General features: G+C 71.6%; 26 protein-coding genes. 16 read left to right on the top strand and 10 right to left on the bottom strand.

Going from position 1 to position 22,702, the window contains the following annotated elements; translation table 11 throughout:
- The 3 genes from DN069_RS24615 to DN069_RS24605 all read left to right on the top strand — a co-directional run.
- The coding region (locus DN069_RS24615; protein WP_111504364.1) for a GNAT family N-acetyltransferase at window positions 1-492 on the top strand (492 nt) is incomplete at its 5' end.
- An 83-nt stretch (window positions 493-575) separates the two neighbouring features.
- Window positions 576-1,109, top strand: a complete 534-nt coding sequence (locus DN069_RS24610; protein WP_116513695.1) for a L,D-transpeptidase — start codon at window positions 576-578, stop codon at window positions 1,107-1,109.
- Window positions 1,110-1,196: 87 nt separating this feature from the next.
- Window positions 1,197-1,688 carry a peptidylprolyl isomerase gene (locus DN069_RS24605; RefSeq protein WP_111504354.1) on the top strand — a complete coding sequence of 164 codons (492 nt, stop codon included), beginning with the start codon at window positions 1,197-1,199 and terminating at the stop codon, window positions 1,686-1,688.
- A 100-nt stretch (window positions 1,689-1,788) separates the two neighbouring features.
- On the opposite strand, the gene DN069_RS24600 is transcribed toward DN069_RS24605, so the two are convergent.
- Window positions 1,789-2,379: a class I SAM-dependent methyltransferase gene (locus DN069_RS24600; protein ID WP_207892253.1), complete on the bottom strand. Its 591-nt coding sequence runs from the start codon at window positions 2,377-2,379 to the stop codon at window positions 1,789-1,791.
- An 84-nt stretch (window positions 2,380-2,463) separates the two neighbouring features.
- Between DN069_RS24600 and DN069_RS24595 the strand changes: the two genes are divergently transcribed.
- On the top strand, window positions 2,464-3,012 hold the full coding sequence (locus DN069_RS24595; RefSeq protein WP_111504350.1) for a DUF4240 domain-containing protein: 549 nt from the start codon (window positions 2,464-2,466) through the stop codon (window positions 3,010-3,012).
- Between the two features lie 102 nt (window positions 3,013-3,114).
- Here the strand turns inward: DN069_RS24595 and DN069_RS24590 are convergent, their stop codons facing one another.
- The gene (locus DN069_RS24590; RefSeq protein ID WP_111504348.1) at window positions 3,115-4,614 is read right to left on the bottom strand and encodes a S53 family peptidase; all 1,500 of its coding nucleotides are present in this window, start codon (window positions 4,612-4,614) and stop codon (window positions 3,115-3,117) included.
- 296 nt (window positions 4,615-4,910) lie between these two features.
- Here DN069_RS24590 and DN069_RS24585 point away from each other — a divergent pair, with 296 nt between their 5' ends.
- Genes DN069_RS24585 through mscL form a run of 3 tightly spaced genes read left to right on the top strand, consistent with a single transcriptional unit; the run spans window position 4,911 to window position 7,510 of the window.
- Window positions 4,911-5,381, top strand: a complete 471-nt coding sequence (locus DN069_RS24585; RefSeq protein ID WP_111504362.1) for a MarR family winged helix-turn-helix transcriptional regulator — start codon at window positions 4,911-4,913, stop codon at window positions 5,379-5,381.
- Window positions 5,378-7,045, top strand: a complete 1,668-nt coding sequence (locus DN069_RS24580) for an MDR family MFS transporter (protein WP_481557185.1) — start codon at window positions 5,378-5,380, stop codon at window positions 7,043-7,045. Before DN069_RS24585 ends, DN069_RS24580 begins: the two co-directional genes overlap by 4 nt.
- A gap of 36 nt (window positions 7,046-7,081) precedes the next feature.
- Window positions 7,082-7,510, top strand: a complete 429-nt coding sequence (gene mscL, locus DN069_RS24575; RefSeq protein ID WP_111504346.1) for a large conductance mechanosensitive channel protein MscL — start codon at window positions 7,082-7,084, stop codon at window positions 7,508-7,510.
- A gap of 3 nt (window positions 7,511-7,513) precedes the next feature.
- On the opposite strand, the gene DN069_RS24570 is transcribed toward mscL, so the two are convergent.
- Window positions 7,514-8,161 (bottom strand): nucleoside/nucleotide kinase family protein, encoded by a 648-nt coding sequence (locus tag DN069_RS24570; RefSeq protein ID WP_111504344.1) that lies wholly within the window; start codon window positions 8,159-8,161, stop codon window positions 7,514-7,516.
- Window positions 8,161-9,114 (bottom strand): aldo/keto reductase, encoded by a 954-nt coding sequence (locus tag DN069_RS24565; RefSeq protein WP_111504342.1) that lies wholly within the window; start codon window positions 9,112-9,114, stop codon window positions 8,161-8,163. The genes DN069_RS24570 and DN069_RS24565 overlap by 1 nt, the downstream gene beginning before the upstream one ends.
- A gap of 141 nt (window positions 9,115-9,255) precedes the next feature.
- Here DN069_RS24565 and DN069_RS24560 point away from each other — a divergent pair, with 141 nt between their 5' ends.
- Window positions 9,256-9,453, top strand: coding sequence for a hypothetical protein (locus DN069_RS24560; protein ID WP_111504340.1), 198 nt, complete (start codon window positions 9,256-9,258; stop codon window positions 9,451-9,453).
- A gap of 17 nt (window positions 9,454-9,470) precedes the next feature.
- Here DN069_RS24560 and DN069_RS24555 read toward each other — a convergent pair whose 3' ends face one another.
- On the bottom strand, window positions 9,471-10,238 hold the full coding sequence (locus DN069_RS24555) for a hypothetical protein (RefSeq protein WP_111504338.1): 768 nt from the start codon (window positions 10,236-10,238) through the stop codon (window positions 9,471-9,473).
- 144 nt (window positions 10,239-10,382) lie between these two features.
- Between DN069_RS24555 and DN069_RS24550 the strand changes: the two genes are divergently transcribed.
- Entirely contained in the window at window positions 10,383-11,225 is an 843-nt protein-coding gene (locus DN069_RS24550) for a tyrosine-protein phosphatase (protein ID WP_165845627.1), read from the top strand.
- Window positions 11,226-11,320: 95 nt separating this feature from the next.
- Here DN069_RS24550 and DN069_RS24545 read toward each other — a convergent pair whose 3' ends face one another.
- From DN069_RS24545 to DN069_RS40280, 4 genes are all read right to left on the bottom strand, one after another.
- Window positions 11,321-12,157 carry an RNA polymerase sigma factor SigF gene (locus DN069_RS24545; protein WP_111504334.1) on the bottom strand — a complete coding sequence of 279 codons (837 nt, stop codon included), beginning with the start codon at window positions 12,155-12,157 and terminating at the stop codon, window positions 11,321-11,323.
- A 337-nt stretch (window positions 12,158-12,494) separates the two neighbouring features.
- Window positions 12,495-13,409, bottom strand: a complete 915-nt coding sequence (locus tag DN069_RS24540; RefSeq protein ID WP_111504332.1) for an RNA polymerase sigma factor SigF — start codon at window positions 13,407-13,409, stop codon at window positions 12,495-12,497.
- A gap of 166 nt (window positions 13,410-13,575) precedes the next feature.
- Window positions 13,576-13,869 carry a Dabb family protein gene (locus DN069_RS24535; RefSeq protein ID WP_111504330.1) on the bottom strand — a complete coding sequence of 98 codons (294 nt, stop codon included), beginning with the start codon at window positions 13,867-13,869 and terminating at the stop codon, window positions 13,576-13,578.
- A gap of 51 nt (window positions 13,870-13,920) precedes the next feature.
- The gene (locus DN069_RS40280; RefSeq protein ID WP_165845626.1) at window positions 13,921-14,085 is read right to left on the bottom strand and encodes a hypothetical protein; all 165 of its coding nucleotides are present in this window, start codon (window positions 14,083-14,085) and stop codon (window positions 13,921-13,923) included.
- 534 nt (window positions 14,086-14,619) lie between these two features.
- On the opposite strand from DN069_RS40280, the gene DN069_RS24530 reads away from it, so the two are divergent.
- The 7 genes from DN069_RS24530 (at window position 14,620) to DN069_RS24500 (ending at window position 21,228) form a co-directional block, all read left to right on the top strand.
- Complete coding sequence (locus DN069_RS24530) at window positions 14,620-16,122, top strand: hypothetical protein (protein ID WP_111504329.1); 1,503 nt, start codon at window positions 14,620-14,622, stop codon at window positions 16,120-16,122.
- Window positions 16,123-16,153: 31 nt separating this feature from the next.
- Window positions 16,154-16,822: an NUDIX hydrolase gene (locus DN069_RS24525; RefSeq protein ID WP_111504327.1), complete on the top strand. Its 669-nt coding sequence runs from the start codon at window positions 16,154-16,156 to the stop codon at window positions 16,820-16,822.
- Window positions 16,823-16,835: 13 nt separating this feature from the next.
- On the top strand, window positions 16,836-17,645 hold the full coding sequence (locus DN069_RS24520; protein ID WP_243639672.1) for a pentapeptide repeat-containing protein: 810 nt from the start codon (window positions 16,836-16,838) through the stop codon (window positions 17,643-17,645).
- 95 nt (window positions 17,646-17,740) lie between these two features.
- Window positions 17,741-18,097, top strand: a complete 357-nt coding sequence (locus DN069_RS24515) for a YciI family protein (protein WP_111504323.1) — start codon at window positions 17,741-17,743, stop codon at window positions 18,095-18,097.
- 5 nt (window positions 18,098-18,102) lie between these two features.
- A complete protein-coding gene (locus DN069_RS24510; RefSeq protein WP_111504321.1) occupies window positions 18,103-19,338 on the top strand; it encodes an RNA polymerase sigma factor in 1,236 nt (411 codons plus the stop codon).
- A gap of 85 nt (window positions 19,339-19,423) precedes the next feature.
- Window positions 19,424-19,987 carry a sigma-70 family RNA polymerase sigma factor gene (locus DN069_RS24505; protein WP_111504319.1) on the top strand — a complete coding sequence of 188 codons (564 nt, stop codon included), beginning with the start codon at window positions 19,424-19,426 and terminating at the stop codon, window positions 19,985-19,987.
- Window positions 19,984-21,228 (top strand): hypothetical protein, encoded by a 1,245-nt coding sequence (locus DN069_RS24500; RefSeq protein WP_111504317.1) that lies wholly within the window; start codon window positions 19,984-19,986, stop codon window positions 21,226-21,228. Before DN069_RS24505 ends, DN069_RS24500 begins: the two co-directional genes overlap by 4 nt.
- Window positions 21,229-21,285: 57 nt before the next feature.
- Here DN069_RS24500 and lysA read toward each other — a convergent pair whose 3' ends face one another.
- A complete protein-coding gene (gene lysA / locus DN069_RS24495) occupies window positions 21,286-22,551 on the bottom strand; it encodes a diaminopimelate decarboxylase (protein WP_165845625.1) in 1,266 nt (421 codons plus the stop codon).
- Window positions 22,552-22,702 lie beyond the last annotated feature (151 nt).

The following is a 22,702-nucleotide window of genomic DNA, read 5'->3' as shown; positions in this document are numbered from 1 at the left end:
GATGAGGGGGTGCTCGTCGAGGCCGCCGCCGATGAGGCGGTGCAGCGGTGGAACCGGCCCGGGCGGGGGGTGACCGAGGCCGACGCCGCGGCGAGGATCGAGCGGTGGCGGAAGCGGTGGCGCAGCGAGGAGGCCGCGATCTGGGCCGTGCTGCGGGCCGGGGAGGAGCGGCCGGTGGGGTTGATCGGGTGGGGGGACATCGACCTCGCGGGCGGGAGCGCCGAGGTCCTGTACTGGCTGCTGCCCGCGGGGCGCGGGAGCGGGTTGGTCGGGGCGGCGCTCGTGGCCGTCAGCCGGTGGGCGGTGGACGAGCTGGGGCTGCAGCGGCTGCGGCTGACGCACTCGGTGGAGAACCCCGCCTCCTGCCGGATCGCCGAGCGGGCCGGCTTCGTGCTGGAGGGGACGATGCGCGGCGCGCTGCTGCACGAGGACGGCTGGCACGACGAGCACCTGCACGCACGGGTGCGCGGTGACGCCTGGCCGGGGGATTGACCTGGATCGAATGCTGATCCGATGGGATGAAGATATGACCGACGGTGGTTCAGTTCCGTGCTCGGAAGCCACCGTTGAGGGTCATGGAGAATCGTTCATTCGGAGCGCCTCGGTGGCTTCGGCGCGGCAGCGCCCTCGCCGCGGTGCTCGCGTTCCTGGTGACGGCGCTCGGCGCCGTGTTCGCCCCCGCCGCGCAGGCGCAGGCGCGGGTGGTCTACCCGACGGCGGCCGAGCGGCAGCACTGCCGGGCGGACGGGTCGAGGCCCGTGGTCTGCGTGGATCAGAACGCGCAGCGGCTGTGGGTGATGCGCGGCACGTCGGTGGTCTTCGGCCCGGTGACGGTGCGCACCGGACGGCACGGGCATCTGACCAGGACCGGGAAGTTCCACATCTACTGGCGGCACCAGCACCACTGGTCGTCCATCTACAACGCACCCATGCCCTTCGCCCAGTTCTTCAGCGGCGGCGAGGCGCTGCACGGCGTCTACGGCGACCTGGGCAAGGGCCCCGGCTCGTACGGGTGCGTCAACCTGACCGTCCGGGACGCGGCGCGGCTGTGGCCGCTGACGCGGAAGGGCACCTGGGTCGAGGTGTGGGGACACCGGCCGGGATCGTGACGGTCCTGGGTGGAGAAGCCGCCAGGAAGGTGTCATTCCGGCGCCACCGGGAGCGATCACTGCGCCGGGGATGTGAGGATGGTGCCCATGAGTGACAACGTTTTCTTCGACATCACGGTCAACGACGAGCCGGCCGGCCGGATCGTCTTCCACCTGTTCGACGAGGTCGTCCCGAAGACGGCCCGTAACTTCCGCGAGCTGGCGACCGGCGAGCACGGTTTCGGCTACGAGGGTTCCCACTTCCACCGCGTCATCCCCGCCTTCATGCTGCAGGGCGGTGACTTCACCGCCGGCAACGGCACCGGTGGCAAGTCCATCTACGGCGAGAAGTTCGCTGACGAGAACTTCCAGCTGAAGCACGACAAGCCGGGTCTGCTGTCGATGGCCAACGCCGGCCCCGGCACCAACGGCTCGCAGTTCTTCGTCACCACCATCGTCACCGACTGGCTCGACGGCAAGCACGTCGTCTTCGGCGAGGTCGTCGAGGGCATGGACGTCGTCAAGAAGATCGAGTCCCTTGGCTCGCGCACCGGCGCCCCCAGCGCCAAGGTGACCATCGCCAAGTCCGGCACGATCTGACAGACGCGTCCGGCGGATCACTGATCCGCGCCTGGGCGGATGGGGCGCCCGACCCGCAGGGGTCGGGCGCCCCACGCATGTCCTGGTGCGTCGGGCGGTTTCAGGCCCGGGCGAGCAGGTCGAGCTCGTGCCAGTGCTTCGGGCCGGTGACGGCCACGCCCTCGCGTTCCTGCTCGCGCAGGGCGAGGATCTGCAGGCCGTCCAGCAGGGCGCGGGCCTCCTCCAGGCTGTGGGTGGTGAGCTCCGGGTCGTCCGCCCAGGTGTCGCGGGGCCCGAAGAGGTTCACCGCCAGGATCGCCCCCGAGCCGGGACGCAGCGCGCCACGGATCAGCGACCAGGTGCGGGCGAAGACCTCCGGCCGCTGGAACGGCAGCGCGTAGCCGGCGTAGACCAGGCCCGCCTCCGGCAGCTCGTCGAGCGCGGCGAAGGACTGCTCGGCGACGCTGAGGCGGTTCCGGTCCGCGGGCGGCACCGAGGCCTCGATCCGCAGGTGCGCGCCGGCCGCGCCGTCCAGCGCGAGCACGCGCCATCCGGCGGCCAGCAGCGCCGCGCTCTCCCGCCCGGCCCCGGCGCCCAGGTCGACGGCCAGCCGCCCGCCCGGGTCCCCGGCGGCATCGATCGCCAGCAGGCAGAGCGCGCGGACGGGGCTGCCGGCGGTGGCGGTGTAGAAGGGCTCCCAGTCTTCGATCACGTCGTTCATTCTGCGCCGCCTCGGACGGGTCAGGGGCCAGTCCACGCTCCGGGAGTTGTCAGTGGTCGGTGCCATGCTCGGGCCATGGACAGCACGGAGCTCGGTGTCGAGCGGTTCTGGCAGCTGGTGGGGGAGGCACGGGGGGCGTCCGGCGGCGCGGTCGCGCACACCGCGGTCGCACTGCTCGCGCGGCGTGAGGCGGGGGAGATCCTCGCGGCGCAGCAGGCGCTGTGGACGCTGATGGCGCGGTCCTACCGCAGTCCGCTGTGGGCTGCCGCCTTCCTGATCAACGGCGGCTGTTCGGACGACGGCTTCGACTACTTCCGCGGCTGGCTCATCCTGCAGGGGCGGGAGACGTTCGAACGGGTCGTCGCCGATCCCGACTCGCTGGCCGGTCTCGACGCGGTGCGGGCGGCGGTCGCGGGCGGCCTGGATCTCGAAGGCGAGGAGGCGCTCTCCATCGCCTGGGAGGCGTATCGCCGCGCGACGGGCGAGCAGCTCCCCGCGGGTTCGTTCCGCGTCCGCTACCCGGAGCTTGATCAGGCGTGGAACTTCGACTTCGACGACATGTCGGAGATGCGCCGCAGGCTTCCGCGCCTGGCCGCCCTGTTCGAGGGCCAGCCCGCCGTGTGAACCGCAACCGCACGCAACCACACGCAAGCGCACCCACGCCTCTGCCCCGACGTGAACGCCGGGGCAGAGGACAAGAGGTGACCGGAGGTCAGCGCTCAGCGGTCAGTGCGAGGCCGCCACCAGGTCCGGGAGGAGCAGCGCCGCGTTCGGCGTGCCGAGGCCGGTGACCGGGTCCCAGCCCTGGGACGCGGAGTAGCCGGGGACGGACGGGTCGGCCGTGTTGTTGCCGACGGTGATGTCGTGGAAGTCCGCCGCGTACTGCGCCGGGTTCGCCGCCACCTTGTAGAGGGCCGGGTTGATCAGGCCCAGGCCGCCGCCGTTCAGCTGGTCGGCGATGGCGACCAGACCGGCCCACTGCGGGCAGGAGAGCGAGGTGCCGCCGATGTCGTACCAGCCGGTGCTGCAGGGCGCCCCGCCGCAGATCAGGCCGCTGTTGCCGTCCGGCGGCAGCGTGAGGTAGACGAGCATCCCGGTGCCGGCGCTGGCCTGCAGGGAGATGTCCGGTACGCCGCGCATCGCGCCGATCGCGGTGCTGCCGGTCGGCAGGGTGTTCTGGTAGGACGGGCGGGCGAAGACGGAGCTGTAACCGCCGCCGCCGTCGGTCCAGCCGATTTCCGACTGGCCGGCGTTGGCCTGGCACTTGGCCGGGTTGCTGCTGCTGTCGGTGGTCCGGGCGCTGCTCGCGGACGCGGTCGCGTCCGTGCAGAGGTAGGTGCCGCCGACGCCGGTGACCAGCGGGTCGGACGCGGGCCACTCGACGCCCGGGTCGGGCAGCGTGGTGGGGTTCTTGACCGGGGTCTTGATGGTGATCGCGGAGCCGTTGTCACCGGAGGAGCCGAGGACGCTGACGCCGTTGGCGGCCGCGTCCTGATAGGCGTAGCGCAGGTTCAGCATGGCCTGGCTGCTGGAGAACGCGCCCTCGCCGGAGGCGAAGGACTGCGAGATGACATTGGCCAGGTGGTGCTGGACCACGTAGTCCTCGGCGGCCATCATCTGCGGCATGCCCTGCACGCCGAGGGTCTCCGCGGTGGGCGTGGTGACCAGCAGGATGTTCGCGCCGGGCGCCATCGCGTGGGCGGTCTCCACGTCGAGGGAGACCTCCAGCGCCCAACCGGCCTTGTTCTCCTGGCCGGTGCCCTTGCTGGTGGACGGCGGCGCGACGGTGGCCGGGGCGCCCTGCAGCTGCAGTTCGCTGAAGGTCGGCATGCCGGGGGCGCAGCTGACGCCCTCCTCGCCGCAGAGCGGCGCGATGCCGAAGGCCTGGTCGAAGACGTGCAGGTCGTGGGCCATGGTGTCGCTGCCGTAGGAGTCCACGATCGCGATGGTCATGCCCTTGCCGTTGTCGCCGTTGGCGTACAGCGGTGCGAGGTTGTACGCGGACTGCACCGACTGCGGGTCGAAGCAGCGCCGGCCCGCCGAGCTGCACTGGGCCTGGGTCGGCGGGGTGGTGGAGGTCGTCAGCTGCGTGTACTCCGCGACGGTCGGTCTGACCTGCGGGTACGTGGCTGCTGATGCGGTGGTGACGGCGCTCGCGCTGAACGCGGCGCTCGGCACGACCAGGGTCAGGCCGCCCACGACTGCGGCCAGCAGCCGGCGACGCATGGATGGAACCATAGAGAGCCCTCCGAAGGGTGTGAGGGGATCAGGTTCGTGCGGCGCTCACGCTAGAGGCGGACCGCACCTTCGCACTACGCCTTGGACACGACCGAGACCGGAGCGCAACCTGCTGCCCCCTCGCTGCGTGGTGCCACCCCTCGGGTCCAGGGCCGGGCCTACGACCTGAGCCTCGCTCGAGCTCATCCTTGAGATGGTTTTTGCGCACACAGGTGTGCGCTACATTTACTTGCTGGGAGCAAGCAACTAAGTAGGGGGTCGCCGGGGTGGAGCAGACGGCGCAGATGACAGAGGGCGACGAGGCGGCCGATCCGGTCGCGGCCGAGCTCGGTGAGGAGCTGGTCCGCTTCTTCCGGCTGCTGCAGGCGCGCAAGCAGCGCTCGCGCGACGAGCACGGGGGCGGCGACCGCGCCCTGCTCGCGGCCCTGGTCCGCTTCGGACCGAAGCGCGCGACGGATCTCGCCGTCGTCGCGCACCTGGACCTGTCCACGGTCAGCCGGCAGATCCGCTCGCTGATCGAGCGCGGCCTGGTCGAGCGGACACCCGACCCGGAGGACCGGCGCGGTGCGCTGCTCTCGGTCTCGCCGAGCGGCCTGGCCGCCTTCGACGCGTTCCGCGAGCAACGCAACCGGGAGCTCAGCGCCCTCCTGGAGAACTGGACCGGGGAGGACCGGCAGCAGCTGGTCCGCCTTCTGGCCCGCCTGAACGACGAATTCGCCCGGCAACACACCGCCGAGCAGGGAGCAGCCAAGTGAGTAGCAACAGCCACGGGGGAGCGGCCACCGCCGCGGCGCCGGGCATATCCGACGCCTCGGCCCAGGCCGGCCTGAGCCATCGCCAGATCCTGACGATCCTGTCCGGCCTGATGATGGGCATGTTCCTGGCCTCGCTCGACCAGACCATCGTCTCGACCGCGATCCGGACCATCGCCGACGACCTGCACGGCCTGAGCGAGCAGGCCTGGACCACGACGGCCTACCTGATCACCTCGACGATCGCCACGCCGCTCTACGGCAAGCTCTCCGACATCTACGGCCGCAAGCCGTTCTTCCTCGCCGCGATCAGCATCTTCGTCGTCGGCTCGGTCGCCTGCACCTTCTCCACCTCGATGATCGAGCTGGCCGGGTTCCGCGCGTTCCAGGGCATCGGCGCCGGTGGCCTGATGTCCCTCGCGCTGGCGATCATCGGCGACATCGTGCCGCCGCGTGAGCGGGCCCGCTACCAGGGCTACATCCTCTCCGTCTTCGCCACCTCCAGCGTGCTCGGCCCGCTGGTCGGCGGCTTCCTGGCCGGCCAGAGCATGATCCTGGGCATCGCCGGCTGGCGCTGGGTCTTCCTGGTCAACGTGCCGATCGGCATGATCGCGCTGGTCGTCGTCGCCAAGGTGCTGAACGTCCCGCACACCCGCCGTGAGCAGCGGATCGACTGGTGGGGTGCCGTCACCATCGCCCTGGGCGTGGTGCCGCTGCTGCTGGTCGCCGAGCAGGGCCAGAGCTGGGGCTGGACTTCGCCACGTTCGCTGAGCTGCTACGCGATCGGCGTCGTCGGCATCGTCGTCTGGCTGTTCGTCGAGCGCCGCATGGGCGACGCCGCGCTGATCCCGATGCGCCTGTTCTCCAACAAGGTCTTCAGTCAGACGAGCGTCCTGTCCGTTTTGATAGGGATGGCGATGTTCGGCGGAATGATGATGATTCCGCAGTACCTGCAGATCGTGAAGGGCGCCAGCCCGACCAAGTCCGGTCTGATGATGCTGCCGCTGATGCTCGGCATGATGGTCACGTCGATCGTCGTCGGCCGCCTGATAGCCCGGACCGGCCACTACAAGATCTACCCGGTGATCGGCACCGCGGTGATGATCGGCGCCATGCTGCTCTTCCACTTCCGGGTGGAGTGGAACACCCCGCTGCCGGAGACCATGGGCTACATGGCCCTCTTCGGCGTCGGCCTCGGCCTCACCATGCAGACGCTGACGCTGTCCGTGCAGAACGCGGTCCCCCCGCAGGACATGGGCGTCGCCACCGCCTCGGCGACCTTCTTCCGTCAGCTGGGCGCCACGGCCGGTACCGCGATCTTCCTGTCGGTGCTGTTCAGCACGGTGAAGGACAACATCACCAAGGCCGTCACCGCCGCCTCGCACACCCCGGCGTTCCAGCAGGCCGTCGCGCAGAACCCGAAGGCCCTGTCCGGCGCGAACTCCTCGTCCGTGCTGAGCGACTCCTCCTTCATCCAGCAGCTGCCGGACGCCCTGGCGGCCCCCTTCAAGGTCGGCTTCGCCGACTCGATGCACCTGGTGTTCCTGATCGCCTCGTGCGTGGCCGCGGCGGCTTTCGTCCTCTCACTGGTCATCAAGGAGGTTCCGCTGCGCAAGGTTTCCGGCATCCAGGCCCAGGCAGCGGCGGAAGCGGACAAGTCGGCGTAACTCGGGTCACCCCTACGGGTGATACGGTGACCCGCCATGAAGGGATTCCGGAAGTTTCTGCTCCGCGGCAATGTCGTTGACCTGGCTGTCGGTGTCGTCATCGGTGCCGCGTTCACGTCCGTCGTGAAGGGCTTCACCGGGGACTTCCTGACCCCGCTGATCGGTCTGTTCGTCGGCAAGAACAACGACCTCAGCAGCCAGGTCCAGATGGTCCACGGCCAGCACTTCGCCTATGGCGACTTTCTCAACACGGTGATCACCTTTCTGATCACCGCTGCGGTCGTCTACTTCTGCGTGGTGCTGCCGGTCACCAAGCTGAGCGCCCGGTTCGCCACCAAGGCGGACGTGGACGCGCCGAAGAAGGACTGCCCGGAGTGCCTGAGCTCCATCCCGGCCGCCGCCAGCCGCTGCGCGTTCTGCACGGCGTCGGTACAGCCCGAGTTCGCCACCGTGCCGAGGCAGTAGTCGTCAGTCGCTGACGACGACCAGTGCGGGCCGACGAGGATCGTCGGCCCGCACGGTCATGTCCGCGGACTCCTCCGGGCGGGTCTCCGCCTCGTAGCGGGCGAGGGCCGGGAGGGTCCAGCGCTCGGAATCGGGGGTGCGGCGTTCCAGCGCCGCCCGGGTGAGCCGCAGGTGGACGGTGAGATCCAGCGGGAACCAGCGGCCCAGCAGTAGCGGACCGTCGAGGACGAGGACGCCGCCGGGCGGCAGGGGGACGCGCTGCGCGCGGGTCGCGCGGTCGGTGGCGGGGTCCCAGAGCGTGGGCAGGACCAGGCCGGAACCTCCCGGCTCGAGCGGGTCGAAGACCTCGCGGAAGAGCGCGCCCGTGTCCAGCCAGCCGTCCAGGTAGGCGTCCGGGTCGTGGTGGCCGAACTCGAAGCGCAGTGACGCGGGGCGCAGGAAGTCACGTGCGCGGACGCGCCGCACCGGGCGGCCGCGCAGGCGCAGCGGCTCCACGAGCGCGTCCGCCAGGTCGCCGGGACGGGCGGCCTCCGCGCCGTCCACGGCGACCCTGGTCCAGGTCCGGCCGTCCTCCCCGGCCAGCCGGCTGATCCGCTCCGCGAGCTCCTCGGCCAGGAGCTCCGGGGTTAGCGGCCGGACCTGGACCGGCATCAGGCGGAGGCCGCGGTCAGCGCGTCCAGCTCGGCCTGGGTGAGCGTGAGCTCGGGGAAGGCGACCAGCGCGGCCAGCTGCTCCACGGTGCGGGCGGAGGCGATCGGCGCGGCGACGGTCGGCTGCGCGGCCAGCCACGCCAGCGCGACGGTGGCCACGGCGACGTCGTGCGCCTCCGCGACCGCGTCCAGGGCCGCGAGGACCCGCTGACCCTGCTCGCCGGCGGCGAGCTTCTCGGCCGCGCCCGCCCGCACGCTGTCGACGGCCGGGCCGCCCGCGCGGTACTTGCCGGTCAGGAAGCCCCCGGCCAGCGCGTAGTAGGGGACGCAGGAAAGGCCGAACTCGGCCGCCACGGCGGCCGGCTCACCCTCGTACGCGTTCCGGTAGCCGAGGTTGTAGTGCGGCTGCAGGGCCACGTACTCGGCCAGGCCCTCGCGGCGCGCGAACTGCAGGGACGCGCGCAGGCGGGCCGGGGAGATGTTGGAGGCGGCGATCTGGCGGACCTTGCCGGCCCGGACCAGCTCGTCCAGCGCGGTCATGATCTCCTCGACCGGCGTCGACTCGTCGTCGAAGTGCGTGTAGAGCAGGTCGATCCGGTCGGTGCCGAGCCGCTTCAGCGAGGCCTCGGTGGCCGCGGCGATGTTCTCCGCCTTGAGTCCCTTGAAGTCCGGGTGTGCGCCGACCTTGGTGGCGATCACGACGTCGTCCCGGTTGTCCCGGGCCGCAGTCCAGGCCCCGATGATCGTCTCCGACTCGCCGCCGCTGTTGCCGGGGATCCAGGCCGAGTAGACGTCGGCGGTGTCGACGAAGTTGCCGCCGGCGGCGGTGTAGGCGTCCAGGACGGCGAAGGACTGGTCGCGGTCGGCAGACCAGCCGAAGACGTTGCCGCCGAGGTTGAGCGGGAAGACGGAGAGATCGGAGTTGCCGAGAAGCACACGTGCGGAGGAGGTCATGCCGGGATCAACGAGATCGCCGGGACGACGTGTTCCCCGACACGCCGCACGACTTCTCCACGCTAAATACCGGGTTTCTGTCACAGAGCTGCGACATTCCGGCCTCCAGCTTCCGCTCCGCATTGGCTAGAGTCAGGGCCCATGTCGAACTACCAGAACTACCAGCCCTCCAACGACGACACCGCGGCGAGCACCCAGATGTTCCGCGCCTTCGTCGAGGAGCCCGCCGCCACGCCGGCGACCGCGCCGAGCGAGTCGCGCCACACCGGCGTCATCGCCGCCGCGGTGATCATCGGCCTGGTCGTCGTGATCGGCGTCGTCTACCTCGCGTTCAAGTAGGCCTTCAGCCGAGGGTCTCAGCCGAGGGTCGCCGCCCGCGTCTCCAGGTGCATCCCAAGGGGAACGCGCCACGCGTCCAGGCAGACGGTCCAGCTCTCGTCCGCGGTCGCGTGACCGGCCACCGGACCGGTCAGCGACTGGCTCGTCTGGTACGTCCACCAGTCGATGCCGAGTGCGCCGATGACATGTGTGGCGAAGGTCACCGTGCCGCTGGTCGCGGCGCGGTCGCCGCTGTTGACGAGCGTGAGCGTGACCCGCTGGCACCAGCGTTGCGCGGTGTCGGTGGTGTGCAGCGCGGTCACCGTGAGATGGGCGGGCGTCTGCGGCGCGCCGGTCCCGCCGGATGCTGCACCGGTCGAGCCGCCGCCACCTGCGGTGCCGGTGCCTCCGCCTTTGCCTCCGGTTCCGCCGCTGCTGTTGTGCGGGGGCGTGCTGCCGGCCGGAGTGCCTCCGCCGCCGGCCGTGCCGCCGGTGGTGCCGCCCACGGACCCGGAACCGCCGCCGCTGCCCGTCGAGCCGCCTGAGCCGCCCGAGCCCCCCGACGTGGTCGGCGCACTCGGCGTGGTCGAGCCGCCCGTTGCCGGTGTCGGAGCCGGTGAGTCCAGGGGCACGAAGACCACGCCGCTGTTGGCGGGCGTGGTGAGGGCCCGAGCCGGGGCGCTGTCGCCGATGGCGACGGAACTGCCCCGGTCGCTGGCGCAGCCCGCCAGGGTCAGCGTCGTGGCGCCCACCACGGTCGCGCTCAACACCCCGCCGATGATCAGCCTCGTCGTGGAACGCGTCACCGTCGATCGCCTCCCGCCCGCTTCGGAGGCGCCAGTTTACTGATGGGTCATCAGATCAGGAAGGCTCTTCGGCGCGCCATCGGGCCCTGCCTACACTGGCGAATGATTGCACGACGAAACGTTTTGCCGAACCGAGGAGCCGCCGTGACCCAGCAGGACCGCGCCGTCGACGCCCCCGCCGACCGTGCCCCGGGGCGCAGCCTCGGCCTGCAGGGTGCCGTGAACGCCCGTGACCTGGGCGGTTACCGTACCGCGGACGGGCGGACGGTCCGTTTCGGCGTCGCGCTGCGCGGTGACGCGCTGCACCGGTCCTCGGACGAGGACCTCGCCGTGCTGGAGGGTCTCGGCCTGCGTCACGTGATCGACCTGCGCGGCCTGAACGAGGTCGCCGAGAACGGTGAGGACGTGCTGCCCCCCGGCGTGGCGCTGGAGGCCCAGCCCGTCTTCGCCACGGACCACGACATCTACGCCTCGCTGCGCGACACCCTCGCCGCGCAGGACGCCGAGGCGCAGCGCGCGCTGCTGGGCGACGGTGGCGCGGAGCGGATGATGGTCTCGATGTACGGGTGGTTCGTCACCGACCCCGGCATCCGCGGGCGCTTCGCGGAGACGGTCAAGGCGCTGACCCGGGCGGAGCGGTTGCCGCTCTACTTCCACTGCACGGCCGGCAAGGACCGCACCGGCTGGACGGCGGCGATCGTCCTCACTGCGCTCGGGGTGGACCGCGAGACCGTCTACGCGGACTACCTGCTCACCAACGAGCGCACGGACGGGCTGATCGCCCGCATCCTCGACCACCTGGGCACCCAGGGCGTCATGCGCGAGCCCGAGCTGATGCGCCCAGTCATGCGCGCGGAGCGCGCCTACCTCGACGCGGCGTTCGCCGCGGTGGATGCCGGTTGGCCGAGCTTCGAAGCGTTCCTCCACGACGGCCTCGGCCTGACGCCCGCCGACCTCGAAGCCCTGAGGAAGAACCTGCTCGCCTAGCAGCAAGCCACCGACGTGCGGATGTCCTCAACGCGCAGGGCCATCCGCACCTCGGTGGTTTCTCGCGCAGTTCCCCGCGCCCCTAGGCAGTGCAACTACCCCTCGGCGATCAGGCCTTCGCGGAGGGTGGCCAGCGTGCGCGTCAGGAGGCGGGAGACGTGCATCTGGGAGATGCCGATCTCCTCGCCGATTTGCGACTGCGTCATGTTGCCGAAGAACCGCAGCATGATGATCCGTCGCTCGCGGGCCGGCAGCCGTGCCAGCAGCGGCTTGAGAGCCTCCCGGTACTCGACGCCCTCCATGGCCGCGTCCTCGTAGCCGAGGCGCTCCGCGAGGGGGCCGTCGCCGTCCTCCTCGGACGGGGTGCTGTCGAGGGAGGAGGCCGTGTAGGCGTTGCCGACGGCGAGGCCCTCGACGACCTCCTCCTCGGTGACGCCGAGGCACGCGGCCAGCTCCGGGACGGTGGGGCTGCGGTCGAGGCGCTGGCTGAGGTCGTCGCCGGCCTTGGTGAGGGCCAGGCGCAGCTCCTGCAGGCGGCGCGGGACGCGGACCGACCAGCTGGTGTCGCGGAAGAAGCGCTTGATCTCGCCGATGATCGTCGGCATCGCGAAGGTGGGGAACTCCACGCCGCGGTCGTGGTCGAACCGGTCGATCGCCTTGATCAGGCCGATCGTGCCGACCTGGACGATGTCCTCCATCGGCTCGTTGCGGCTGCGGAAGCGCGCGGCCGCGTAGCGGACCAGCGGCAGGTTGAGCTCGATCAGGGTGTTCCGCACGTAGGCGTGGTCCGGGTGGTCCGGCGTGAGCTGCGCGAACCGCAGAAAGAGCGACCTGGAGAGGGTGCGGGTGTCGAGCCCGTCCACCTCCGGGGCGACTGCTGGGACATCTGCCGGGTCGACCGCGGGGGCGACCTCCGGCGAGACCTCCGACATGCCTTCGGGCGCGGTCGCCCGCTGGGCGGGAAGAACCACGGCGCCGTGGGCGAGAGCGTCGTGTGCGCCGTGAGCCTCATGCACCAGAGCCTCGGACACCTGCAACCCCCTTCAACTCAGCCATCGATGAGTCGACATGCCGACGACTCCGTACCTCCACTGGGATACCGGCACAGGATCCCCGGCAAACCACGAGAGGGCCAGATGTCACGTCGTGGAAACGTGGTGTCAGGAGCGTTTTCGTCGGTTGATCAGTAGGACGATTACGGCATATGACGGACGCTCGACTACGCAGAGCGATCGGCGTGAGGCGTGGGCGCGTGCGCCCGCGCAGGCCTCAGTTCTCCCAGTGGTTGCCGCTGCGCAGCCGTGCGAAGATCCGTGCGAGCAGGCGTGACACGTGCATCTGCGACATGCCGAGCTCGGTGGAGATCTGGGACTGCGTCAGGTTGCCGAAGAACCGGAGCATCACAATCTGTCGCTCCCGGTCCGGCAGTTGCACGAGCAGGTGACGGACCATGTCCCGATGCTCCACATGGGTGAGTGCGGAGTCCTCGTAGCCGAGCCGGTCCAGCAAAGCCAGGCCTCCGTCGTGCTCCTGCTGGGCCTCGAGTGAAGTCGCGTTGTAGGCGCGACCGGCATCCAGGCAGGCGCGGACGTCCTCCTCCGGGATGCGCAGCGACGCGGCGATCTCGGGGACCTTGGGCTGGCGGCCGTGAGTGACCGTCAGTTCCTCCATCGCACTGCTGACCTGGACCCACAGCTCCTGGAGCCGGCGGGGCACGTGCATGGTGCGGACGTTGTCGCGGAAGTAGCGCTTGATCTCGCCCAGGATGGTCGGCAGCGCGTAGGTGGGGAACTGGACGCCGCGGCTGAGGTCGAACCGGTCGATCGCGTTGATCAGGCCGATCGTCCCGACCTGGACGACGTCCTCCATCGGCTCGTTGCGGCCGCGGAAGCGCGCGGCCGCGTAGCGGACCAGCGGCAGGTTGACCTCGATCAGCGCGGCGCGCACCCGTTCGTGTTCGGGGCTGCCGACAGGAAGTTCGGCCAGGCGCTCGAAGAGCACCCGGGTGAGAGCGCGGACGTCCACCCGCGACTCCGCGATCGCGGCGGAGAGCGGCTCGGCCGGCTCTGCCGGCTCTGCCGGCTCGGTCTGCTCGCTCGGCGCGGCAGGGCCGGGCGGCCCGGCCGGTTGGGCCGGCGGGGCCGTCTCGCCCGTGCCGCCGGGTGCCTCGCCCGGTGCCTGCATCGCCGCGCCGCCCCTCGTGATGTCCCTGCGAGCCAGATCGTTTGCCGGTCGGCATATCTGGCAAAACTGGTCATAGCATCACAAGTCGGCCGGGAGGCGGGCAAGCACCGGCTTTACGCGTGTTGGTGGAATCCTGTCTTCCGGTTGCCGGATTCGGGATGACTGCTCAGACCTCGAAGTCGGCGATCACCCAGGTCGCGAACTCGCGCCACAGCTGGGCGGCGGCCACGTGCTCGGGGTGGGTCAGGTAGGACTGGAGCGCCTCGCGGTCCTCGACCAGGCTGTTGATCGCGAAGTCGTAGGCGATGTCGCGGTCGGTGATGTTCCAGCCGATCTGCCACTCACGCAGCTGCGGCACGGCCGTGCCGACCTTCTCGAAGGCCGCGACGGCGGCGGGGATGCGGGGGTCGTCCTTGCTGACGCCGTCGTTCAGCTTGAAAAGGACCAGGTGGCGGATCATGAGGGCACTCCTTGGGGGGTCGAGTGCCCCGAGGGTACTTCACCTGCGGGATTACTTGATCAGGTTGCTCATGAACGTGCCGACGGCCTTCGCGGCGTGGGAGATCCCGGTGAATCCGACCTGCACCAGGTCGGCCGCCCGGACCGGCGAGGTGATGATCGTGTACAGCACGAAGATCACGACGGCCCAGGTCGCGATCCTCCTGGCCTGCCCCATCCCGTGCACCTCCCGCGTGCCTGTGCCGTCTGTGCCGTCCCTGCCGCTGACGGGTCGTCCGGTTGACGGTCATTCACCCGTGCGGACTCTCACCCGTACGGGCGAAGCCTAACCCGCTGCCCCCGGCCCGTGTGAGCGCTGCGTCAAGGCAAAAGGACCAAGGTCCTCCCACGAGGAGCCCAACGCCGCCTGCGCGGAGCGGCGCCGGGCGGCAGAGTGGAAGACGTACCGAGCAGGTCTGGCAGGAACCGCCCGGTGCTGGGGGCACCCCCGGCCGAAGGCTGGGGGAGGATCCGGAGATCCCGCTGTGGGATCGGTGACGCGCTCTCCCCCGAACGCGTCGCCGATGGGGAACTCCGCGGGGGAGTGGCGAAGTCCCCCCATCGCCGCTCCCCCTCCGTGTGAGAGTCCCGCTTCCGGCGCCATGGCAGGGTGGTCCGCGCCGGGAGCGGGGCCTTTCGCCGTTCTCGGCCCGGCTTCCCCTTGAACATGCAAGAGTTCGAACGCAGTTGGTCATGTCGGGGAGGGGACGCAATGAACAGCGCGGGCGTGGAGAACGACCTGCCGGAGTGGACCGGCAGACGCCTGGACTTCGACGGTCTGCGGGACCGCGGTCCCGTGGTCGCGCAGGCCCTCGACAACCAGTGGCTGCCGCCCGCGCTGCTGGACACCTCGCGTCGGCAGCCCGGTGCCGGCGAGCGCAGGGCCGTCGTCGGGGCGGAGTTCAACCGCGCGCTCGTCAACGGCGACACCCTCATCGTCAACCGCGCCTACCTGCTGAACAACGAGGCGGTCTACCGCCACTTCCTGCCGGACGCCCCGCACGAGGAGCGCCGCGCCTTCGTCGAGCTGCTGCGCCAGGAGGTGATCGTCCCCTTCCTGCTGCACGAGGAGCATCCGGCGCAGGACCCCGGCTTCGACATCGCCGCCGACGTCCGGATCGCCTGGCGGAACCTGCTGACGGAGCTCCCGGAGCTGAGCTGTGTGCGCTTCTCCTGGGACCGGGAGCGGAACGCCGAACGCGTGGCGGAGCTGTTCGGCGGCTTCGGCAACGGCATGCTCGGGCTCAAGGAGATGGAGCCGCACCAGCTGGCCAAGGACCTCGGCATCGGCCGCTCCGAGGCGGAGGAGTTCAAGCGCGGGGTGCTGACCACCCTCGCGGACTGGGTCGACGACGACAGCCACGGTCCGATCACCCGCAACGCCGTCTACAACCGCTTCATCACGGTCCCCGACACCGGCGTGCACGAGCGCAGGCTGCGGGAGGGCCAGTTCGTCGTGCCGCTCAAGCAGCTGGTCGACCTGCAGTACAACATGCTGCTGCCCAAGGTGGCCGATCTGGTCGGGCTCACGCCGCCCGCCTCCCCACCGCGCAGCGCGCTGCAGGACGCCGCCGACGAACCGGACCTGGAGGCCCTGGGCAGGATGCTGCGCGGCATCGCCGTGGACACGGTGGTGCGCCAGGTCGACGGCCCGAACTCCTACGGTGCGCTGAGCCTGCCCACGCTCCTCCGGTTGCGCCAGGAGGAGGCGTGGAAGGACTACCAGGACGCGCTGAAGCGGATCGAGCGGCTGCCCTTCGGCCCGCAGGGCGTGCCCGACGCCGACCTGCTGAGCGGCTACGCCCGGGCGGTCTCCACCGAGCACGCGAAGATGCTGCGCGTCGCCCGGCGCCTGGTCGCGCCGGACCGGAACATGGCGGGGGCCATGAAGCGCCTCGGCACCTCCCTGGTGATCGAGAGCCCCGGCTCGCTCGTCCTGGTCCTGGACTCGGCCGGACACACGCTGCACGGGATGGCGGCCGACGTCGCCGCGAAGGCGGGTGTGCTGGTGGTCCGGCTGGTGATGGAGGAGCACGGCCGGCGCAAGGCCGGACTGAACAACCTCGACCACAGCGTCACACTCGTCTCCTTCCGGCTGAAGAACATGCGAAAGCAGTGGGAGGAGCTGCTCGGGGCGTACGGTCGATCCATGGCGCAGGCTCCGACGCCGGAGTTCGGGGTGCGCATGGCCGACCAGCAGGTGGCCGTCGTCTGAGCGACGGCCCTGCCGACGAGAGGGGACCTGCGTGGAGTCGCGGACCGGGACGGACGCGTACGAGGCCCTGCGCAGGGACCACCCCGAGCTGTTCCGCAACGACCCCGGCGGGATCGAGATCCTCCACGGGCCCGAGGGCGCCGCGGCGGTCGCGACGCTGGCGGGCGGCTTCGGCGTCGTCTACGCGGACCGGTTCGTGACCGTGGTCCGCGACCCGGTCCGGTTCCCCGGCGGCGCGCTCGGCGGCTACCTGCGCGTCGTGCACGCGGGCACGCCCGGCGCGGTGGTCCTGCCGCTGCTGGGGGGCGAGGGGCCGACCCGGGTGGTGCTCCTCGAGCACTACCGGCACGCCACGCGCGCCTGGCATCTGGAGGCCCCGCGCGGCGTGGGCGAGGTGGGCGAGACCTCGGCGGCCTGCGCGGCGCGCGAGCTGCGCGAGGAGCTGGGCGCGGAGGTCCGCGAGCTGCTGCCGATCGGTCCCCTGCACGCGGACACCGGACTGATCGGCGGGCGGGTCGAGTTGTTCGCGGCGCGGATCGACGCCTGGGGGCGGCTGGAGGAGGAGGAAGGGATCCGGCGCGCGGTCGTGCTCGGCTTCGACGAGGCCGAGGACCTGGTCCGCGACGGCCGGATCACGGACTCCTTCACGGTCGCGGCCCTGTACCGCGCCCGGCTGCGGGGGCTGCCGCAGCGGGCCTGAGAGAATGGTGCGCATGCCCGCCGATCTCTCCCTCGTCTCCGACTGCGGCAGCTGCTTCGGCCTGTGCTGCGTGGCGCTGCCCTTCGCCAAGTCCGCCGACTTCGCGCAGGACAAGGCCGGCGGGACGCCGTGCCGGAACCTGCGGGACGACTTCCGGTGCGGGATCCACTCGCGGCTGCGGGACTCCGGCTACACCGGTTGCACCGTGTTCGACTGCTTCGGGGCGGGACAGAAGGTCTCCCAGCTGACCTTCGGCGGCGTCGACTGGAGGCGTGAGCCCGGCTCCGCGCCGGCGATGTTCGCGGCGTTCCCGGTGATGCGGCAGCTGCACGAACTGCTCTGGTACCTGAACGAGGCCCTCGACCTCCCCGCCGCCGCACCGCTGGCCCCGCGGCTGAGCCGCGCGCGGCAGGACGTGGACGCGATGACGCGCGGCGACGCCGAGACGCTCGCCGGGCTGGACGTGGCCGGGGTGCGCGCCGGGGTGAGCGAGCTGCTGCTGGAGGCGAGCGAGCTCGCCCGCGCTGGGCTGCCGGGCCGGCGGCGGAACCACCGGGGCGCGGACCTGATCGGCGCCAAGCTGCGGCGGGCCGACCTGCGCGGGGCGAACCTGCGCGGCGCCTACCTCATCGGTGCGGACCTGCGCGACGCCGATCTGCGCGGGGCGGACGTCATCGGCGCGGACCTGCGCGGCACGGATCTGCGCGGCGCGGACCTGACCGGGGCGCTCTTCCTCACCCAGGCCCAGCTGGGCGCGGCCCTCGGCGACGCCGCCACGCGCCTGCCCGAGGCGCTGACCCGCCCCGGCCACTGGACGGACTGACGTTCCGAATCCGCGCGTCGCCGCTGTCGATTCCGCCCCACCCCGCTCGTATAGAGGGTGAGAGACGGTGAGAGAAGCTCAAGGGAGGCGCCACCATGAAGAAGCAGTACCTGCTCAGCATGTACCAGCCGCAGGGCCCGATCCCGGACGCGGAGTTCCTGGCCAAGGTGATGGCGGAACTCGGCCGGATCAGGGCCGAGCTGGAGTCGACGAACTCGTGGGTGTTCGGCAACGGACTGCACGATCCGAGCACGGCGACGGTGCTGCGACCCAAGGACGGCGAGGTGCTGGTCACCGACGGGCCGTTCACCGAGGGCAAGGAGTACCTGGGCGGCGTCACCATCATCGCGGTGGAGGACCTGGACGCCGCGCTCGCCTGGGGCCGCCGGTACTCGGAGGTGACCGGCCTGCCGATCGAGGTGCGCCCGTTCTACGGCGAGGTCGAGGGCTGACCCCGATGGTTGCGCCCGAGGAGATCGCGCGCGTCTTCCGGGCGGAGTACGGGCGGGCCGTGGCCGTCCTGGTCCGAGTCCTCGGTGACATCGACCTCGCCGAGGACGCGGTCCAGGAGGCCTTCACGGTGGCCGCCGAGCGGTGGCCGACGGCCGGGCTGCCGCCCAGCCCGGCCGGCTGGATCATCACCACGGCCCGTCACAAGGCCATCGACCGGGCCCGCCGGGAGGCCACCCGGGAGGCGCGGCAGGCCGAGTCGGCCCTGCTGCACGCGCCGGAGCGGAGCGAAGGCCCGGACGCGGAGGAGGAGGATCCCGTGCCCGACGACCGGCTGCGCCTGATCTTCACCTGCTGCCACCCGGCGCTGGCCGAACCCGCCCAGGTGGCCCTGACGCTGCGCCTGCTCGGCGGCCTCGGCACCGCCGAGATCGCCCGGGGGTTCCTGGTGAGCGAGTCGACGATGGCGCAGCGCCTGGTGCGGGCCAAGGGCAAGATCCGCGATGCCCGCATCCCCTACCGGGTCCCCGCCGAGGCCGACCTGCCCGACCGGCTGCGCCCGGTGCTCGCGGTGATCTACCTGATCTTCAACGAGGGCTACCTCTCCGCGGAGGGCGCCGACGGCGACCCCGCTCGTGAGGAGTTGTGCACGGAGGCGATCCGCCTCGGCCGGCTGCTGGCGGCGCTGATGCCGGACGAGCCGGAGGCGCTGGGCCTGCTGGCTCTGATGCTGCTGATCCAGTCCCGTCGCCCTGCCCGCTTCGGGCCGGAGGGCGAGCTGGTACTCCTCGCCGACCAGGACCGAGGCCGCTGGGACGCGGAGCTGATCGCCGAGGGCCAGGCGCTGGTCCGCCGCTGCCTGCGCCGTGACCGGCCGGGGCCGTACCAGATCCAGGCCGCGGTCAACGCCGTCCACAGCGACGCGCCGACGGCCGAGGCGACCGACTGGGGGCAGATCCTGCGGCTCTACGACCAGCACCTCGCCGTGGCACCCACACCGGTGGTCGCGCTCCACCGCGCGGTCGCCCTCGCGCAGGTGGCGGGTCCGGCCGTGGCCCTGCCGGAAGTCGACGCGCTGGCCCCGCAGTTGGACGCCTACTACCTGCTGCACGCGCTCCGCGCTGACCTGTTGATCCGCCTGGACCGCCGTCCCGAGGCGGCCGACGCCCTGGGGCGCGCCCTCGCCCGCACCCGCAACCCCGCCGAACAGGGCCACCTGCGACGCCGGTTGGCAGCGCTCTGAGCTGCTCCTTCGCCGAAACCCCCGCCGACACCCCCAACGAAACGCGACAGCTGTTCGTGTTACTTGGTGACGGCAGGAGGCGCATGTGACCGAGTGGTCGGATCAGCTCGCACAACTGGTGCGGGCCAGAGGCGCGGAGCTGAGCAGATACGGCTATCTGCTCTGCGGCGACGCGACGGAGGGGGCGGACCTCGTCCAGGAGGCGCTGGTCCGCGTGTTCGCCCGGCCGCGCCGCTCGTGGTCGCTGGGGGACGTGGAGGGCTATGTGCGCCGGACCATGCTCAACGACTTCCTGGACCGGCGGCGTCGCAGCGAACGGTTCACCCGGCTGCTGCCGCGCCTGTCCTCGCCCGACAGCGCGCCCGACCACAGCGGGGGCGCGGTGCGCCGCCTGGACGTGGTCGAGGCGCTGGGCACACTGTCGCCGCGCCAGCGCGCCTGCGTGGTGCTGCGCTACTACGAGGACCTGCCGGTGGCGGGTGTCGCCGACCGGATCGGCCTCAGCCAGGGCGCGGTCAAGCGCTACCTGAGCGAGGCGCTCGCGCGGATGTCGGGCGCCGTGGACCCGCCCTGGGCGGACGCGGGGGCGGGGCCGGACGAACAACGGGTCGGCGCGGGCCGCACGGTGGGAGAGGGGAACGCGCGGTGACCGCACAGCAGACGTCGCACACGCCGGGCATGCCGGAGGCGGACCGGCCGGAGCTCTCCTCCGCGCTCCACCACGCCGCCGAGCGGGCCGCCGCCCCGCCGCTGGACCTCGACCACCTCGTCGGCCGGGTCCGCCGCAAGCGCCGGTCCCGGGCCGGCCTGGTGGGAGCGCTGGCCCTGGCCGTGCTGGCCGCGGGGGGTGTCGCCGTACCGCGGCTGCTGTCCGCGTCGCCCGGCCCGGCGGACCACGGCCACCACGGCAAGCAGCAGCAGAAGCTGACCGTCCAACAGGTCGACGCGCAGCGGATGGTCGCCGCGCTGCAGAGCGTGCTTCCGCCGGGTGGCAGGGTGAGCGCCGCCAAGGGTGAGGGGCTGGGCAACCAGGCCGCTCCAGGGGTGCCCAGCACCGGCGCGTACGTGGCGAACGCCGGCCTGATCTACGACGACGGCCACGGTGCGGGCTGGGTCGACGTCGTCGCGGACCGCTGGGACGGGCCGGACAGCTCGGGGATGCCCCAGGGCTGCGACTCGGACTCCCAGGTCGAGCACTGCCACAGCGTCGCCCTGCCGGGGGGCGGGGTGCTGCGACTGGTGCAGCTGATCCTGATGGACCTCCGGAACCCCGTCCGGCAGTGGGACGCGGAGCTGTTCCTTCCCTCGGGTGGCATGCTCTCCCTGCGGGCGGTGAACGCGACCGTCCCGAACGCCGGTCCGCCCACCCGGCAGGACCCGCCGCTGACCTTGGCGCAACTGCGGGCGGCCGCCACCGCCCCGGTGTGGCAGCCGATCCTCGCGGCGGTGCCGAAGCAGACGAAGATCGTGATGAACGTGCCCGGCGTGAACACGGTGCTGGCCGCGTCCATCCCCGCCGGCTTCGCCAAGACGCCCGTGATGATGGCCCACAACGTCATGATGGGCGTCACCACGGTGCTGACGGACAATCAGGGCAAGGGCAGCGTGTTCGCTCAGGCCGAGACGGAGGGCGACCCGGCGTCGACGCTGCTCGGCCAGTTCCGGCACCAGTATCCGGGCGCGGTGAATTTGAGCGACGGGGACTGGCTGGTCACGTTCCAGAAGCCGGGCCAGAACTGGGCCGTGCTGCTGCACGGCGAGCTGCGGATCCAGATCGTCGCGCTCGACAGCGTGGACCTGGCCGGCCCGAGGACCCGGCCGACGCCTGTGCTGACGCCGGCCCAGTGCGCGGCGATCGCGCGGAACCCGCAGTGGCGGCTGGTTCCCTGACCCCGCCCCCTCCTCTTGGTCGGGCCCGTACGAGGGGGCGGGCCCGACCAGGACCTCTCACGCGCCGGTCTCCTCCAGCGCGAGCAGCTCGGCGACCGTCTGCCGGCGGCGGATCAGCCGGGTCGTGGCGCCGTCGACGAGGACCTCGGGGATCAGCGGACGGGAGTTGTAGGTCGAGGACATGCTCGCGCCGTAGGCGCCGGCGTCGTGGAAGACGAGCAGGTCGCCGATCTCCGGCTGCGGCAGCGGCACGGCGTGGACCTCGCCGCCGGCGCCCTGGGTGAAGACGTCGCCGGACTCGCACAGCGGGCCCGCCAGCACGGTGTCCAGGACATGGCCGGTGCGCGGCTCGCCCTGCGGGGAGAGCAGCGTCGCCCGGTGTTCCGCGCCGTACATCGCGGGCCGCATCAGGTCGTTGAAGCCGGCGTCGACCAGCACGAAGTCGTTGCTGCCGACGGGCTTGGCCGCGCGCACCTCGCTGACCAGCACCCCCGAACCGGCGACCAGGAAGCGGCCGGGCTCGATCTCCAGGCGCACCGGGTGCCCCAGCTCGGCGACCAGCTCCTGCCGGGCGGCGTCCCACAGGTCGAAGTACCGGTCGGTGTCGATCTCCGGATCGCCGGGCGCGTAGGGGACGGAGAGCCCGCCCCCCGCGGAGATCGCCCGCACGTCCTGACCGGCCAGGCGCACCTGCTTGACCATGGTCTCGCAGACGGCTTCCAGGTGGCCGTAGTCCACGCCCGAGCCGATGTGCATGTGGAAGCCGACCAGGTCGAGCCCGCGGCGCCGGACGATCTCCAGGCTCTCGGCGAGGTGCTCGTGCCAGATGCCGTGCTTGCTGTGCTCGCCGCCGGTGTTGGTCTTGCGGCTGTGCCCGTGTCCGAAGCCGGGGTTGATCCGGATCCACACCTTGTGGCCGGGCGAGGCCGCGCCGATCTGCTCCAGCATCTGCGGCGACCCGGCGTTGACGGGCACGCCCAGCTCGACGACGCGGTGCAGGGTGGCCCGGTCCAGCAGGTCCGCGGTGAAGACGACGGGCTCGTGCTCCCCGGTCACGTCGTACCCGGCGACGAGCGCGCGCTCGATCTCGCCGAGCGACACGGCGTCCACGTGCACGCCCTCGGCGCGCATCAGGCGCAGCAGGTGGGTGTTGGACGACGCCTTCTGCGCGTACCGGATCGTGTCGAACCGGCGCAGCCGGGCGATCTGGGTGCGGATCGTGGCGGCGTCGTAGGCCCACAGCGGCGTCCCGTACCGCTCGGTGAGCCCGGCGATCCGGGGTCCGTCGAGTGCGCCGGGGAACGGGGCGGGCAGGCGCGTCACGGCGGATCCTTGTCTCACGAGTCTGGCAGCACGCGGGTCTGGCAGCACACGGGGCCGCGGGGCCCTCGCGCACGGCGCGGGTCTCCGACGCTACTGCGCAAAACGGACGCCCCCTCGCCGCGTCCCCTCGCTGCCGCCGGCCCGGGCGCAG

This window comes from Streptacidiphilus pinicola, assembly GCF_003258295.1.
Taxonomy (GTDB): Bacteria; Actinomycetota; Actinomycetes; order Streptomycetales; family Streptomycetaceae; genus Streptacidiphilus; species Streptacidiphilus pinicola.
This window is presented reverse-complemented; position numbering and strand designations above follow the sequence as displayed.